A 13,880-nucleotide genomic window follows, 5' to 3' on the forward strand; every position below is an offset into this window, starting at 1 on the left:
CCGTGAAATCGCAGCAGCCTCAGGAAATCTCCCGCCGAAACGGCGGCAGCGCGTTGAGGATCGCCTTGCCATAGCGCTGGGTTACCAGCCTGCGGTCGAGCAAGGTGATGGTGCCGCGGTCTTCCTCGGTGCGCAGCAGGCGGCCACACGCCTGGACCAGCTTCAGCGAAGCGTCCGGTACGGAAATTTCCATGAACGGGTTGCCGCCTCGGGCTTCGATCCACTCGGCCAGCGCGGCTTCCACCGGGTCATCGGGGACCGAGAACGGAATCTTGGCAATCACCACGTGCTCGCAATAGGCACCGGGCAAGTCCACGCCTTCGGCAAAACTCGCCAGGCCGAACAGCACGCTGGAATCCCCACCATCGACCCGCGCCTTGTGTTTGTTCAGGGTTTCCTGCTTCGACAGGTTGCCCTGGATGAACACCTGCTTGCGCCAGTCACGGTCAAGGCCATCGAACACGTCCTGCATCTGTTTGCGCGAGGAAAACAGCACCAGGGTGCCCCGTGAGCCTTCCACCAGTTCCGGCAGGTCGCGGATGATCGCCGCCGTGTGGGCAGCGGCATCCCGCGGATCGGCCTTGAGGTCCGGCACCCGCAGCACGCCGGCGTCGGCGTGGTGGAAGGGGCTCGGGACCACGGCGGTCACGGCTTTCTTCGGCAGGCCGGCGCGCATGCGGAAGCGGTCGAACGTGCCCAGGGCGGTCAGCGTGGCGGACGTCACCAGCGCGCCATAGGCCACGTTCCACAGGTTGCGACGCAGCATTTCCGCCGCCAGGATCGGGCTGGCATTGACCTCTATATCGAACAGCGAACCGCTTTCGGCCAGGGTCAGCCACCGCGCCATTGGCGGGTTGTCTTCCGGGTCTTCGGCGGTGAAGGCCGTCCACAGTTCCCAGTTGCCTTGTGAGCGGGACAACAGGCTGCCAAACAGCGGGTACCACTCCTCGGCCTGGTTGCTGGCGATTCCGATGTTGACCTCGCCATCCATGCCTTCCTTGAGCAGGTCGGTCAGGCGCGTGAACAGGTCGGTCAGGCGTGCGAAACCTTTCTTGAGCTCGATGCCCATTTCGCGCATGTGCTCGGGGATCACCCCGCCGACAAACCGATGGCGTGGCCGCTCGCGGCCCTCGACGTCTTCGCCGGGCTTGAAGTCGGCCACCTGCTCGCAAGCGGTGAACATGAACTGCTGGTTCGTCTTGATTTCCCGCGCCAGCTCCGGCACTTGCTCGATGAACTTGCCCAGGTCGCCCGGCAATGGATGCTGGGCCAACAGTTTGGTGAGGTTCTTGGCAGTGGTTTCCAGCCAGTCGGCGGTGGAGCGCAGCCGGGTGTAATGGGCGAAATGGCCGATGGCCTTGTCCGGCAGGTGGTGACCTTCGTCGAACACGTAGATCGTGTCGCGCGGGTCCGGCAGCACCGCACCACCGCCCAGGGCCAGGTCGGCCAGCACCATGTCGTGGTTGGTGACGATGACGTCGACCTTGCCCATGCCTTCGCGAGCCTTGTAGAAGGCGCACTGGCCGAAGTTCGGGCAATGCCGGTTGGTGCACTGGCTATGATCGGTGGTCAGGCGGGACCAGTCGGCGTCTTCCAGGGCCGTGGACCAGCTGTCGCGGTCGCCGTCCCATTTATTGCCGGCCAGCTTCTCGATCATGCTGGTGAACAGCTTCTGGCTGGCCTCATCGACTTCAATCTTGAAGCCTTCTTCTTCGAACAACTGGGCCGTGGCGGTCTGCGCGTGGCCTTCCTGGAGCAACATGTCGAGCTTGGAAAGGCACATGTAGCGCCCACGGCCCTTGGCCAGCGCGAACGTGAAATTCAGCCCGCTATTGCGCATCAGGTCGGGCAGGTCCTTGTAGACGATCTGCTCCTGCAGGGCGACGGTGGCCGTGGCGATCACCAGGCGTTTGCCGGCGGCCTTGGCAGTGGGAATCGCCGCCAGGCTGTAGGCCACGGTCTTGCCGGTACCGGTGCCGGCCTCCACCGCCACGATAGCGGGCTCGCCACTGCGCCGACCTTCGTCGTCGGTGTCGATGTCACCCAGGACTTTTGCCACTTCGGCAATCATCAGGCGCTGGCCATATCGCGGCTTGAGGCTCTTGGCTTCGAGAAAACGCGAATAGGCGCCCTGGATCGTGGTTTTGAGTTCGGTGCTGATCATGTATGGTCGGGCGCTAAAAACGCTGGATAAATTTTCAGTGGTTCGGATCGGCGGCTATCATACCCCGCTAATGAATCCTGCGCAGAACGGAGTAACCCAATGACACCCTTTGCCCTCGTCTACACCCTGCATTTACTGGCGGCCCTGGTCTGGGTCGGCGGCATGTTCTTCGCCTGGATGATCCTGCGCCCCGCCGCAATGACGGCGCTTGAGGGCCCTGCCCGGCTCAAGCTGTGGGTAGAAGTGTTTCAGCGTTTTTTCGTCTGGGTCTGGGTCGCCGTGGTGCTTTTACCGATCAGCGGTGTAGGCCTGATCCATGTGCGCTTCGCCGGTTTCGAAACCGCGCCGCGGTACGTGCAGGTGATGATGGGGTTGTACGTGGTGATGACAGCGCTGTTTATCCGCATCCAAGGCCTGCAGCTGCCGGCATTGCGTAGCGCCGTGACGGCGCAGGACTGGCCGGCGGGTGCGGCGGTGCTGGGGAAGATTCGGCGGTTGGTGGGGATCAACCTGTTGATCGGCTTGCTGGTGGTGGCGATTGGCGCGGCGCGACCGATGTTCTGAAAAGATTGTACAAGACCCTGTGGGAGCGAGCTTGCTCGCGATAGCGGTGGATCAGTCAGCCTTATGTGACTGACATACCACTATCGCGAGCAAGCTCGCTCCCACAGGTTCAGATCAGGTTTTTCTTCAGAACCGCTGCACCGTTACCACCCCAGCCGCTCCGGCAGGCCCAGGCTGACCGTCAGCGCCAGGACGACCGCTTTTGCCGCCGTCAGCGGTATAGACCAGGCAGCCCTTGGCCTTGCCTCCCGCCCCGGGTTTGCCGCCGTGCCCCGCCGCGCCACCGGCACCGCCGTCCACCGTCACTTTGATCTGCTCGGCAGGATAGGCGCGGGGCAGTTCAAGGCGTACCAGCGCACCGGCCGCACCCGGCTGGCCATCGCTGCCATTGCTGCCGTCGGCCCCGCGACCGGCCGAACCCCAGGTGCAACCCGGCGCCTGGCCATTGGCGCCGTCAAGACCGACGAAACCCGGCGCACCGGTACCACCGCGGGCATCCACCGACAACAGCGGCGCATTCAAGGCATTGAAACGCAGGTTGAGATCGCGCCCAGGCCGCGCGGCCTTGGTATAGGTACCCGGTGCGCCGCGTGAAGTGATCTGGCTGCCCTCGGCCAGCTCAGCCTGGGCCACTTTCATTTCCAATACCTGCTGCGCCGGCACGATGGCGATCCGCGCCTCACGTCCCAGGTGCAATTGATCGATGGTCAGTTCAGTGACATTGGAAGGCACCAGCAGCGTGCCGTAGTCGGCCACGTCCAGTCGCTCGAGGGCCAGGGTGCTGGTGGTGTTGGGCAGGCGCATCAACGAATGGCTTTCGACCTGGACCACCTGGGCCGAAGCCCACGGGCATACGAGTGCGGCGAGCAGACACAATTTACGCATGGGAAGCCTCTGGCGCGGTCGGGAGGGTTTGCAAATGGAAGATACCGAACAGCAGCACTCTGAGGCGATCACGACCTGGCGCGGGGCGGCCACGGAAACTGGCCCTGAACAACAGCAGTTCCAGCACATGGAGCACCAGCAAAAACGCGCCGGCGACGTTGACCAGCAGATGCAGCGGATGGACGAACGGCACGACCAGATTGACCAGCACCACCAGCCAGAACAACAGGGTCAGCAAGCGCCCCAGCCCCCAAAACACCTTCATATGCCCCCCTGATCGGGAATTATTCTTTGCGCGCACAGTAACGGCTTGCGCGCAGGATAAGCCAGAGGGTCAGGCAAATTTAATCTAACCTGAGCCCCGGCTCGCCTTCCCGACGACCCGGTAGCCCTGGCCCGCGCTTCAACGCTGGATATGCAGCTCGACCCGACGGTTCTGCGCCCGTCCTTCGTCGGTCTCATTGTCGGCCACCGGCTCGCTTTCGCCTTTGCCTTCGCTGGTGAGTTTGTCGGGGGCCAGCCCCTGGGTCAGCAAATACTCCACGACGCTGCTGGCCCGACGTTCAGACAGCCCCTGGTTATAGGCATCACTGCCGACACTGTCGGTGTGACCCACGACCCGGATGCTGGCGACATTGGCATGGCTGAGCTTGCCCATCAGCCCATCGAGCTGGCTTCGAGCTTCTGCGGTGAGGTCGGATTTGTCGAAATCGAACAGTACCTTGCCGGCATCGTTGAGGGTGATGACCTCGCTAGCCGGTGCTTCAGGCTCCACAGGTGGGGCACTGGCCGGGTATTGCGGCACCGGGCAACCGTGATGTTCGACAGGGGTATTGGCCGGTGTATCAGGGCAACGGTCGCGGCGGTCGAACACCCCGTCGTCGTCTTCATCGCCATCCTGGGCGTAGCAGATCAAACCACCGCCCAGCAGCCCCAACGCGGCGCCACCGGCGGCCCAACCGCTGCTTTCAATGGCCCCCAACCCGCCACCGACCAGGCCGCCGATCAGGCTACAGATTGGCCAGGTGCGTTGATTGAGAGGTGCGCTGCCGTCGCTGTGAGTGGCGCAACCGGACAACAGACTGCTCGCCAGCAGTACCGGTAAGGCGGCCCTGATTAGAACGTTCATGATGAAGGCTCCTGTGTCACCGGCCCATACCGGTCACACAGGAGTAAAGACCCGCATCCGCAACTCCACAAGCCGCGGATGGCAAGGGTTTCAACGGTTTATCTTGATTTCCGTGCGACGGTTCATTGCGCGGCCGTCGGCGGTCTTGTTATCGGCCACCGGCTGGCTCTCACCGGCGCCGGACACCGAGACAAAACTGGCACGCGGTACGCCGTTGTCGACCAGGTACTGCACCACCGAGTTGGCCCGTTTCTCCGACAACCGTTGGTTGTAGGCATCGCTGCCGACACTGTCGGTATGGCCGGTGACCCGCAGTTGCGTGGTGGACGTTTCCTGTTTCAGCCGGGTCGCAACGCCGCTCAGGACATCTTTGTCGGCCGGGGTCAGCGTGGCTTTGTTGAACTCAAAGTGCACGTCGCGGATCACGATGGTTTCTTCCTTGACCACTGGAGGCTCTTCAGCCATTGGCGGTGGTGCGGGAGGTGGGCAACCGTCGGCATCGACCTGCACGCCCTTCGGTGTGCCCGGGCACTTGTCGCGGCTGTCCGGCACGCCATCGCCGTCTTCATCGCCATCGCCGTGCACCCAGCAATAAGCCGCCGCCATGCCACCGACGAACAACGCGCCGCCGCCAGCCCAGGAACTACTTTCGGTGGCGCCCAAGCCTGCGCCGATCACACCGCCGACGGCGGCACAGGTCGGCCAGTCGGTTTTCTGCAAACCTGCGCAACCAGTCAACACACTGGTTAGCAGAACCAGGGGTAACGCTGTCCGAACTATGCTCATCGGTTTTCTCCTTGAGGGATCGGCTTGTCGCCGATTCAGGGGAGTAAAGACCCGTCTTCGAATCTGCGCCAGCCTGAGTAATCGCGGGTTTTCGCCCCGTGTTTGCGAAGATTCCGCACGTTCAGGGACAAACCGCTCTAGGCCACGATGTCCGGGCAGGCTATCGTGGTGGTTCTGACTGAGGAACTTCGATGACCGTTGCCATTTCTGCGCGTACGCCCCAGCAAGCCTTGGCGGCCGTGCTTGACCGTTATGCCCCGCAAAAACTGCTATTGATCGGTGCCAGCGGCTTTCCCGCGCTCGAAGCATTCCAGCAGGCCCATCCCGACACCGAAGTGGTCCACGCCAGCCCCGGCGCACTGCCGACGGAGGTGGCGGCGCGGCGTTTTGACCTGGCCCTGGCGCTCGATTGCCTGGAGCATTTGCCCAAGCGCGAGGGTCTGAACCTGTTGGGTGGCATCCGCAATCTCAATGCCAGCCGCATCGCCGTGCTGGCAGACCTCAACGCCTGCGGCTGGCAAGAGACGGACTTTTTTTCCCTGGCCCTGCAAGCCAGCGAGCGATTCCAGCGCGAAGATCAGGTCCTGACCCTGTTTACCTACGATCTGCTTGAATACAAACAGGTCCCCGACTGGCTCAACTCGCGCTTTTGGGCCAACCCGGAAAATTTTGGAAAATACTGGTGGTAACCGTGAACACAAGCCCGCACACACCCATTTGCCCCTGCGGCAGTGGAAACCCACTGGACGCCTGCTGCGGCCACTACCACGACGGTCACCCGGCGCCCTGCGCCGAAGCCTTGATGCGCTCGCGCTACAGCGCCTATGTGCTGGGGCTGGTTGATTACCTGGTCGCCACCACCCTGCCCGCCCAGCAGCCAGGCCTCGATCGCCAGTCGATCAGCGAGTGGAGCGCCAACAGCACCTGGTTGGGGCTGGAAGTGGAAAGCAGCGAAGTGCTCGGTGGTCAACCGGAACACGCCTTTGTCACGTTCACGGCACGCTGGCACGACGGCCAGGGCGAGCACAGCCACCGCGAGCAGTCCTCCTTCGTACAGAACAGCGGGCGCTGGTACTTCATCGACCCGACCGTACCGGTCAAGACCGGCCGCAACGACGGCTGCCCTTGCGGTAGCGGGCATAAATTCAAAAAGTGCTGCGCCGGCTACTTCAATCGTTGATCTCGCAAATGTCCGACACTCATCCATCGGCCCATGGGGCTAGACTGGGGGTAAACCAGAGGCTCGGACATGACCGCCACATCACTCCTGCTGCGCATCACCTGCCTGCTGCTGTTCGTCGGGCTCGGCGGTTGCGCGTCCTGGCAAGGTGAAGAAGCCCCTGAACCACAGGTGCACCTGGTCAAGGTCGAGGTGGTGCGGGCCCGGCTGCTGGAACAGAAGTTCATGCTGCACTTTCGCGTCGATAACCCCGGCGACAGCGACCTGACCGTTCGCGGCCTGACATACCGCATCCACCTGGGCGACCTGTTGCTGACCGAAGGTGAGCATGAACACTGGTTCACCGTGAGCCCCCGGCACAGCGCCTACTTCAAGGTGCCGATCCGCACCAACCTGTGGCCGCAGGTGCGGCAGGTGGTGAAGTTGCTGGAGAAACCCCGGGAACAGATCCCCTATCGTCTGGAAGGTGAGCTGGAAACCGGATTATTCATCGCTCACTACGTGCACCTGGAACGCAATGGCGTGATAATCGCCGCCGATTTTATTGCGGAGTAACCCCGATGACCCAACAACCCCACGTCCATGGCCCTGATTGCAACCACGATCACGACCATCATCACGATCATGACCACGGCCATGTCCACGGTCCGAACTGCGGCCACGCCCACCAGGAACCGGTGCGCAACGCCCTGAAGGATGTCGGCCGCAACGACCCTTGCCCGTGCGGCAATGGCAAGAAATTCAAGAAGTGCCACGGGGCTTGAGGGTCCGGGCGAAAAACCTTTTCGCCTGCTAGACCGTCATCGCGAGCAAGCTCGCTCCCACAGGAGATTTGCGAAGAATCAATGTGGGAGCGAGCCTGCTCGCGATGAGGCCGGCACATTCAGCACCTGTCTGTCAGCCCGCCTGCAAAATCCGCTTCACAGCAACCACCGTCGCATACTCGCCATGCAAGTTGCCCAGGGACATGGCATGCACGTCGGCCGCCGAACGGGCGTTGCCGAAGTAATCGCTCTTGTCGAAGGTAAAGCAGGCATCCTCGACCACCCACGTGTCGAATCCCAGGTTGCCGGCCGTACGCGCCGTGGACTCCACCGAGTTGTGCGTCGCCACGCCGACGATCACCAGTTGCCCGATGCCCGCCCTGCGCAGGTCTTCCTCCAGGCGCGTGCCACTGAACGCATCCGGTACTTGTTTCTGCACCAGCCCTTCCCCCGCCAGCGGTTCGAACCGTGGCTGGACCTCCACGCCCGACTGCCCCGGCCAGAACACCGAGTCCGGCGAGCGGGACAAGTGGTGGACGTGAATCACCGGTCGTGCCGTGTGTCGCCATAAAGCCAGTAGCTCGAGCATGCGCAGCTCTGCCTCGGGATTGTTGCGAGGGCCGAGTCTGGGATGAAGGATGCCTTTTTGTTGATCGATGAGGATCAGCGCTGCGTTGTGTTGTAGCTCCATACCAGTTTTCTCTTCTCGATCACTGAATCTTCCACACTTGAGCATCACCTCTTCCTACAGGCAAGCCTTCGAGCAAAAGCGATGCCCCAGCCCCGGAGTTTCATCGCCAAACCAACAAATAACCCTCGCCCCGCTTGCGCGGCCCCCTCCTGCTCACTAACGTAGCGCCTTTATTGGTGCCACCCCCCCTCCCGCAGGAGCTTTGCCATGGCCTCGCCAGCCTCTATTTCCCTTATCCCCCGGCTCGGCGTTGCCGCCGCAGTGGCCAGTGTGCTCGGCTTGAGCGGATGCCAGACCTGGAATGCCCAGGACACTGTCCCACCGACTTCCGGTGTGCAACCGCTCAAGGGGCTGGCGCAGAACGTCTCGGTCCGGCGCAATGCCACGGGCATGCCGCTGATCGAAAGCAACAGCTTCCATGACGCCCTGTTCACCCTCGGCTACGTCCACGCCAGCGATCGCATCACCCAGATGGTGACCCTGCGCCTACTGGCCCAGGGGCGGCTGGCAGAGATGTCCGGCGCCGAACGGCTGGACGTCGACCGCTACATGCGCGCCGTCAACCTGAAGAAAAACGCCGACGAGCTGTACAAGGCATCTTCGCCACGGCTCAAGCGCTTCTTCGAAGTCTATGCCCGCGGCGTCAACGCCTACCTGTTCCGCTACCGCGACAAGTTGCCGTCGGACCTGGCCGCCACCGGCTACAAACCCGAATACTGGAAACCGGAAGACTCGGCGCTGATGTTCTGCCTGCTGAATTTCAGCCAGTCAGCCAACCTGCCGGAAGAAATCGCCAGCCTGGTACTGGCCCAGACCGTCACCAATGACAAACTCGCCTGGCTGAGCCCGTCCTATCCAGACGAACCACTGCCCATGGCCGAGGCCGACAAACTCCAGGGCTTGCGACTCAATGGCCAGATTCCGGGCCTGAACGAGATCAGCAAGGCCACCAGCCAGTTGGCCGAGCTGAACCTTTTGAGCGCTGCGTCTTCGAGTAACTGGGCCATCGCGCCGCAACGCAGCCGCAGCGGCAAGAGCCTGTTGGCCAGCGACAGCCATGGGCCGCTGGGCATGCCGGGGCTGTGGAGCCCCGTACAGATCCGCGCACCCAAGTACCAGGCGGCCGGGATTTCCGTGGCGGGGATCCCGATGATCCTGGCCGGGTTCAACGGCAAAGTGGCCTGGAGCATGACCAGCGTACTGGGGGACAACCAGGACCTGTTCCTGGAAAAAATCCGCCGCCAGGGCAACAGCCTGTCCTATGAGGTCAACGGCAAATGGCAGCCAGCGATCGTGCGCAACGAAACCTATTTCATCAAAGGCCAGCGGCCGATTCGTGAAGCGGTGTTCGAGACCCGTCACGGCCCGCTGCTCAACAGCGCCCAGGGCCCGGCCATGGCCAACGGCTTTGGCCTGGCCTTGCAGACGCCGAGCTTGAGCGACGACAAGACTTTGGATGCCTTCTTCGACCTGTCCCGGGCGCAGACCGTCGAGAAAGCCTCCGACGCCAGCCGGGAAATCCGCGCCATGGCGGTGAACCTGGTATTTGCCGACGCCAGCCATATCGGCTGGCAAGTCACCGGTCGCTATCCAAACCGCCGCGAAGGCGAAGGCCTGTTGCCGTCGCCGGGTTGGGACGGTCGCTACGATTGGGACGGTTACGCCGACCCGATGCTGCACCCTTATGATCAGGACCCGGCCCAGGGCTGGCTTGGCACGGCCAACCAACGGGTCATCCCACACGGCTATGGCATGCAGCTGTCCAACTCGTGGGCCGCACCGGAGCGTGGCGAACGCATGGCCGAGCTGGCCGGCGCGGGCAAGCACGACACTCGCAGCCTGACCGCCATGCAATATGACCAAGGCACGACGTTCGCGGCCAAGCTCAAGAAAGTCTTCGAAGCACCGGGCATGGCCCAGCCGCTCAAACAGGCGATCGAAGCCCTGCCGGTGGCTGACCGGGCCAAGGCCCGCGAGGCCTACACTCGCTTGATGGCATTTGATGGCCGGCTCAGCCCGACCTCCGCCGACGCGGCGATCTATGAGCTATTCCTGCAGGAAAGCATGAAGCAGATTTTCCTCGACGAACTGGGCCCGGACAGCAGCGCGGCGTGGAAGGCGCTGGTCGCCAACGGCCAATTGTCCTACTCGGCCCAGGCCGATCATCTGCTGGGGCGTGAAGACAGCCCGTTCTGGGACGATGTGCGCACACCTCAGAAAGAAGACAAGGCCGTCATCCTCGCCCGCAGCCTGGCCGCCACCATCAGCGCCGGTGAAAGCCAGTTGGGCGGTGATCGCAAGGCTTGGCAGTGGGGCCAGTTGCATCGCTACGCGTGGAAGAACAGCAACAGCCAGATCGTACGCGGCCCGCTGCCGGCCGGTGGCGACGCCAGCACGCTCAACACCGCAGCGTTCGCTGGGGGGCAGGACTTCAACACCACCCTGGCGCCAGCCATGCGCTTTATCATCGACTTCGGCCAGCCTGAACCGTTGATGATCCAGGATGGTGCCGGACAGTCCGGCAACCCGGTCAGCCCGAACTACGCCAATGGCATCGATCCATGGATCAAGGGGCAGTACCAGAGCCTGCCGTTGCAATCGCAGAATTTCGATCGGGGCTATGGCAAGTCGCGGTTGACCCTGGTGCCTGGCAAATAACAGCAGGCTGTTCATTGCCCTGTAGGAGCTGCCGAAGGCTCGGGCCGCGTTCGGACGATCTTTTGATCTTTCGCTTGAGATTCAAGCGTAAGGGGAAAGATCGCAGCCTCGTTGCACTCGTCAGCTCCTACAGTCCCACAGGCCAGCGGGGCGGGGCGACGTTTTGCTAGATTTCCTCGCCACATTTGTCCATCCCATCACCCGATCCTGCCCCCCGAAAATCCGATAGAACTTCTCCCCTTACCCTCGCCTCTACCTGACAAGCCCATCGCTCCGGTGACTGCATGGATCTTGTCATTGCCCGCCCCGAAGGCTTGTACTGTCCGCCCGGGGATTTCTACATCGACCCGTGGCGTGCGGTGGAACGTTCGGTCATCACCCACGCCCACGGCGACCATGCCCGCAGCGGCAACCAACACTACCTGGCAGCGGCACCCGGCGAAGGCATTCTGCGTTCACGCCTGGGCCAGGACATCAACCTGCAAACCCTGCCCTACGGCGAACGCCTGTCGCATCATGGCGTGACCTTGAGCTTTCACCCCGCCGGCCATGTGCTGGGCTCGGCCCAGGTGCGGCTGGAATATCAAGGCGAGGTCTGGGTGGCGTCGGGGGATTACAAAGTCGAGCCTGACGGCACCTGCACCCCGTTCGAGCCGGTGAAATGCCATACCTTCATCACTGAATCGACCTTCGGCCTGCCAATCTACCGCTGGCAGCCCCAGGCGCAGATCTTCGAAGAGATCAACCAGTGGTGGCGCGGGAACATCGCCGCCGGCCGAGCCAGCGTGTTGTTCTGCTATTCCTTCGGCAAGGCCCAGCGGATTCTTCACGGCATCGATGAAAGCCTCGGCCCGATCCTGGCCCATGGGGCGGTGGAGCCACTGAACCGGGTCTACCGCGAGGCCGGTGTTCACCTGCCGCCGACAATTTATGCCAGCGACATCAACAAGAACGACCCGATCATGGGCCGGGCGCTGGTCATCGCCCCGCCCTCTGCCGGTGGCAGCAGCTGGATGCGCCGCTTCGGCGACTACAGCGACGCCTTCGCCAGCGGCTGGATGCGCCTGCGCGGTACGCGGCGGCGGCGCGGCGTGGACCGGGGTTTTGTGCTGTCCGACCACGCCGACTGGCCTGGCCTGCTCTGGGCCATCGAACAGACCGGCGCCGAGCGGGTGATGGTCACGCACGGCTCGGTAAGCGTGCTGGTGCGCCATCTCTGCGAGCAAGGCCTCGACGCCCAGGGGTTCAGTACCGAATACGGTGACGATGAAGAAGACCTCGCCACGGCCACCGACAGCGGTGAGGAGGCGTCATGAAAGCCTTCGCCGAGCTGTACGCCGAACTGGACGCCACCACCTCAAGCAATGCCAAGCTTGCCGCCATGCAAGCCTATTTCACCAAGGCCTCGCCTCAGGACGCGGCGTGGGCCGTGTACTTCCTGTCCGGCGGGCGACCACGGCAACTGGTGCCGGTAAAAATCCTGCGGGAGTTGGCGGTCCAGGTATCCGGGTTGTCGCTCTGGCTGTTCGAGGAAAGTTATCAGGCCGTGGGCGACCTGGCCGAAACCATTTCGCTGGTATTACCCGAATCGCCCCATAGCTCCGATGAAGGCCTGGCGCTGTGGATCGAAGAGAAGCTGCTGCCGTTGCGCGGTGAGTCGCCCGAAATCCTGGCTGAACAGCTCCCGGCGCTGTGGGCGCAACTCGATCGGCCGAGCCTGATGCTGTGCATCAAGCTCATTACCGGCAGCTTTCGCGTCGGCGTGTCAAAACTGCTGGTAACCCGGGCCCTGGCCGGCATGGCCAACCTGGACAGCAAGCGGGTGGCCCAACGCCTGGTGGGCTACACCGACCTGTCCCATCGTCCGACGGCCGCCAGTTACCTCAAGCTGATCGCGGCCGAATCCGCCGATGAACATGCCCAGCGCGGCGGCCAGCCTTATCCGTTTTTCCTGGCCCATGCCCTGTCTGCCCCGGTGGAGCATTTCGACACCCTGCTGGGACCGGCCAACGACTGGCAGGTGGAATGGAAATGGGACGGCATCCGTTCCCAGGTGATCAAGCGCGATGGCCATTTATGGGTCTGGTCTCGAGGCGAAGAACTGGTGACCGAGCGCTTCCCCGAACTGCACGCCCTGGCGCAGGTACTGCCCGACGGTACCGTGATCGATGGCGAAATCGTGGTGTGGAAAACCGCCCGACCGGTGACCGGGGACGCCTTCGACCCGGACGCGCCGTTGCAGCCGGCGGTGCAACCCTTCGCCCTGTTGCAACAGCGCATCGGTCGCAAGACCCTGGGCAAGAAAATCCTCGAGGATGCCCCGGTAGTGGTGATGGCCTACGACCTGCTGGAATGGCAAGGCGAGGACTGGCGCAGCCGCCCCCAGGCCGAGCGCCGCGAACGGCTGGAAGCGCTGATCGCCCGTGTTCACAGCCCGGTGTTGTTGCCATCGCCGACGGTCACCGGCCAGGACTGGTTCGACCTCGCCCGGCAACGTGAAGCCTCTCGCCGCCTCGGTGTCGAGGGCATGATGCTCAAGGCTCGCAACGCGCTATACGGCGTCGGTCGCACCAAGGACATGGGCGTGTGGTGGAAATGGAAGATCGACCCCTTCAGCGTCGACGCGGTGCTGATCTACGCCCAGCGCGGCCACGGCCGGCGCGCCAGCCTGTACAGCGACTACACCTTCGCCGTATGGGACAACCCGCCGGACAGTCGCGAGCGCACGCTGGTGCCGTTTGCCAAGGCTTATTCAGGGCTGACCGATGCAGAAATGCGCCAGGTCGACAGCATCGTGCGCAAGACCACCGTGGAGAAGTTCGGCCCGGTGAGCAGCGTCACGCCCACCCTGGTGTTCGAACTGGGTTTCGAAGGCATCGCCCTGTCCAATCGCCACAAGAGCGGGATCGCGGTGCGCTTTCCACGGATGTTGCGCTGGCGCCAGGATAAAACCGTCGAAGAGGCAGATACCTTGGCAACGCTTCAGGACCTGCTGAAATAGCGCGGTACGCTCTTTGTGGCGAGGGGATTTATCCCCGCTGGGCTGCGAAGCGGCCCCC

The 13,880-nt window shown here is 63.1% G+C and carries 14 protein-coding genes; 8 read left to right on the forward strand and 6 right to left on the reverse strand.

Annotated elements, in window-relative coordinates:
• Positions 1 to 19: 19 nt before the first annotated feature.
• Positions 20 to 2,164, reverse strand: coding sequence for an ATP-dependent DNA helicase DinG (gene dinG / locus F7R20_RS23945; protein WP_003198440.1), 2,145 nt, complete (start codon positions 2,162 to 2,164; stop codon positions 20 to 22).
• A gap of 99 nt (positions 2,165 to 2,263) precedes the next feature.
• Between dinG and F7R20_RS23950 the strand changes: the two genes are divergently transcribed.
• Positions 2,264 to 2,728: a CopD family protein gene (locus tag F7R20_RS23950; protein ID WP_003198438.1), complete on the forward strand. Its 465-nt coding sequence runs from the start codon at positions 2,264 to 2,266 to the stop codon at positions 2,726 to 2,728.
• 126 nt (positions 2,729 to 2,854) lie between these two features.
• Here F7R20_RS23950 and F7R20_RS23955 read toward each other — a convergent pair whose 3' ends face one another.
• From F7R20_RS23955 to F7R20_RS23970, 4 genes are all read right to left on the reverse strand, one after another.
• Positions 2,855 to 3,613: a hypothetical protein gene (locus F7R20_RS23955; protein ID WP_003198436.1), complete on the reverse strand. Its 759-nt coding sequence runs from the start codon at positions 3,611 to 3,613 to the stop codon at positions 2,855 to 2,857.
• Positions 3,606 to 3,878, reverse strand: coding sequence for a DUF1145 domain-containing protein (locus F7R20_RS23960; protein WP_003198434.1), 273 nt, complete (start codon positions 3,876 to 3,878; stop codon positions 3,606 to 3,608). The genes F7R20_RS23955 and F7R20_RS23960 overlap by 8 nt, the downstream gene beginning before the upstream one ends.
• A 138-nt stretch (positions 3,879 to 4,016) precedes the next feature.
• Positions 4,017 to 4,742 carry an OmpA family protein gene (locus tag F7R20_RS23965; protein ID WP_003198431.1) on the reverse strand — a complete coding sequence of 242 codons (726 nt, stop codon included), beginning with the start codon at positions 4,740 to 4,742 and terminating at the stop codon, positions 4,017 to 4,019.
• 90 nt (positions 4,743 to 4,832) lie between these two features.
• On the reverse strand, positions 4,833 to 5,528 hold the full coding sequence (locus tag F7R20_RS23970) for an OmpA family protein (protein ID WP_003198428.1): 696 nt from the start codon (positions 5,526 to 5,528) through the stop codon (positions 4,833 to 4,835).
• A gap of 191 nt (positions 5,529 to 5,719) precedes the next feature.
• Between F7R20_RS23970 and F7R20_RS23975 the strand changes: the two genes are divergently transcribed.
• The 4 genes from F7R20_RS23975 to F7R20_RS23990 all read left to right on the forward strand — a co-directional run bounded on the left by F7R20_RS23975 (position 5,720) and on the right by F7R20_RS23990 (position 7,472).
• Entirely contained in the window at positions 5,720 to 6,217 is a 498-nt protein-coding gene (locus F7R20_RS23975; RefSeq protein ID WP_003198426.1) for a DUF6231 family protein, read from the forward strand.
• A 2-nt stretch (positions 6,218 to 6,219) separates the two neighbouring features.
• On the forward strand, positions 6,220 to 6,708 hold the full coding sequence (locus F7R20_RS23980) for a YchJ family protein (protein ID WP_003198424.1): 489 nt from the start codon (positions 6,220 to 6,222) through the stop codon (positions 6,706 to 6,708).
• 69 nt (positions 6,709 to 6,777) lie between these two features.
• Positions 6,778 to 7,263 carry an LEA type 2 family protein gene (locus F7R20_RS23985; RefSeq protein ID WP_003198422.1) on the forward strand — a complete coding sequence of 162 codons (486 nt, stop codon included), beginning with the start codon at positions 6,778 to 6,780 and terminating at the stop codon, positions 7,261 to 7,263.
• Between the two features lie 5 nt (positions 7,264 to 7,268).
• The gene (locus F7R20_RS23990) at positions 7,269 to 7,472 is read left to right on the forward strand and encodes an SEC-C metal-binding domain-containing protein (protein ID WP_003198420.1); all 204 of its coding nucleotides are present in this window, start codon (positions 7,269 to 7,271) and stop codon (positions 7,470 to 7,472) included.
• 133 nt (positions 7,473 to 7,605) lie between these two features.
• Here F7R20_RS23990 and F7R20_RS23995 read toward each other — a convergent pair whose 3' ends face one another.
• Positions 7,606 to 8,163: a cysteine hydrolase family protein gene (locus F7R20_RS23995; RefSeq protein WP_003198418.1), complete on the reverse strand. Its 558-nt coding sequence runs from the start codon at positions 8,161 to 8,163 to the stop codon at positions 7,606 to 7,608.
• Positions 8,164 to 8,370: 207 nt separating this feature from the next.
• Here F7R20_RS23995 and F7R20_RS24000 point away from each other — a divergent pair, with 207 nt between their 5' ends.
• The 3 genes from F7R20_RS24000 to F7R20_RS24010 all read left to right on the forward strand — a co-directional run bounded on the left by F7R20_RS24000 (position 8,371) and on the right by F7R20_RS24010 (position 13,822).
• Entirely contained in the window at positions 8,371 to 10,821 is a 2,451-nt protein-coding gene (locus F7R20_RS24000) for a penicillin acylase family protein (RefSeq protein WP_028236897.1), read from the forward strand.
• A gap of 284 nt (positions 10,822 to 11,105) precedes the next feature.
• A complete protein-coding gene (locus F7R20_RS24005; protein WP_003198413.1) occupies positions 11,106 to 12,137 on the forward strand; it encodes a ligase-associated DNA damage response exonuclease in 1,032 nt (343 codons plus the stop codon).
• Positions 12,134 to 13,822, forward strand: coding sequence for an ATP-dependent DNA ligase (locus F7R20_RS24010; protein ID WP_003198411.1), 1,689 nt, complete (start codon positions 12,134 to 12,136; stop codon positions 13,820 to 13,822). The genes F7R20_RS24005 and F7R20_RS24010 overlap by 4 nt, the downstream gene beginning before the upstream one ends.
• The last annotated feature ends 58 nt before the right edge of the window (positions 13,823 to 13,880 follow it).

The sequence above is a fragment of the Pseudomonas brassicacearum subsp. brassicacearum genome (assembly GCF_008801605.1).
Taxonomy (GTDB): Bacteria; Pseudomonadota; Gammaproteobacteria; order Pseudomonadales; family Pseudomonadaceae; genus Aquipseudomonas; species Aquipseudomonas brassicacearum.

Coding starts and splice junctions, on each gene's coding strand:
- F7R20_RS23995 (WP_003198418.1), bottom strand. CDS start 8,163: ATGGAGCTACAACACAACGCAGCGCTGATCCTCATCGATCAACAAAAA.
- F7R20_RS23965 (WP_003198431.1), bottom strand. CDS start 4,742: ATGAACGTTCTAATCAGGGCCGCCTTACCGGTACTGCTGGCGAGCAGT.
- dinG (WP_003198440.1), bottom strand. CDS start 2,164: ATGATCAGCACCGAACTCAAAACCACGATCCAGGGCGCCTATTCGCGT.
- F7R20_RS23960 (WP_003198434.1), bottom strand. CDS start 3,878: ATGAAGGTGTTTTGGGGGCTGGGGCGCTTGCTGACCCTGTTGTTCTGG.
- F7R20_RS23950 (WP_003198438.1), top strand. CDS start 2,264: ATGACACCCTTTGCCCTCGTCTACACCCTGCATTTACTGGCGGCCCTG.
- F7R20_RS23970 (WP_003198428.1), bottom strand. CDS start 5,528: ATGAGCATAGTTCGGACAGCGTTACCCCTGGTTCTGCTAACCAGTGTG.
- F7R20_RS23990 (WP_003198420.1), top strand. CDS start 7,269: ATGACCCAACAACCCCACGTCCATGGCCCTGATTGCAACCACGATCAC.
- F7R20_RS24005 (WP_003198413.1), top strand. CDS start 11,106: ATGGATCTTGTCATTGCCCGCCCCGAAGGCTTGTACTGTCCGCCCGGG.
- F7R20_RS24000 (WP_028236897.1), top strand. CDS start 8,371: ATGGCCTCGCCAGCCTCTATTTCCCTTATCCCCCGGCTCGGCGTTGCC.
- F7R20_RS23985 (WP_003198422.1), top strand. CDS start 6,778: ATGACCGCCACATCACTCCTGCTGCGCATCACCTGCCTGCTGCTGTTC.
- F7R20_RS23975 (WP_003198426.1), top strand. CDS start 5,720: ATGACCGTTGCCATTTCTGCGCGTACGCCCCAGCAAGCCTTGGCGGCC.
- F7R20_RS24010 (WP_003198411.1), top strand. CDS start 12,134: ATGAAAGCCTTCGCCGAGCTGTACGCCGAACTGGACGCCACCACCTCA.
- F7R20_RS23955 (WP_003198436.1), bottom strand. CDS start 3,613: ATGCGTAAATTGTGTCTGCTCGCCGCACTCGTATGCCCGTGGGCTTCG.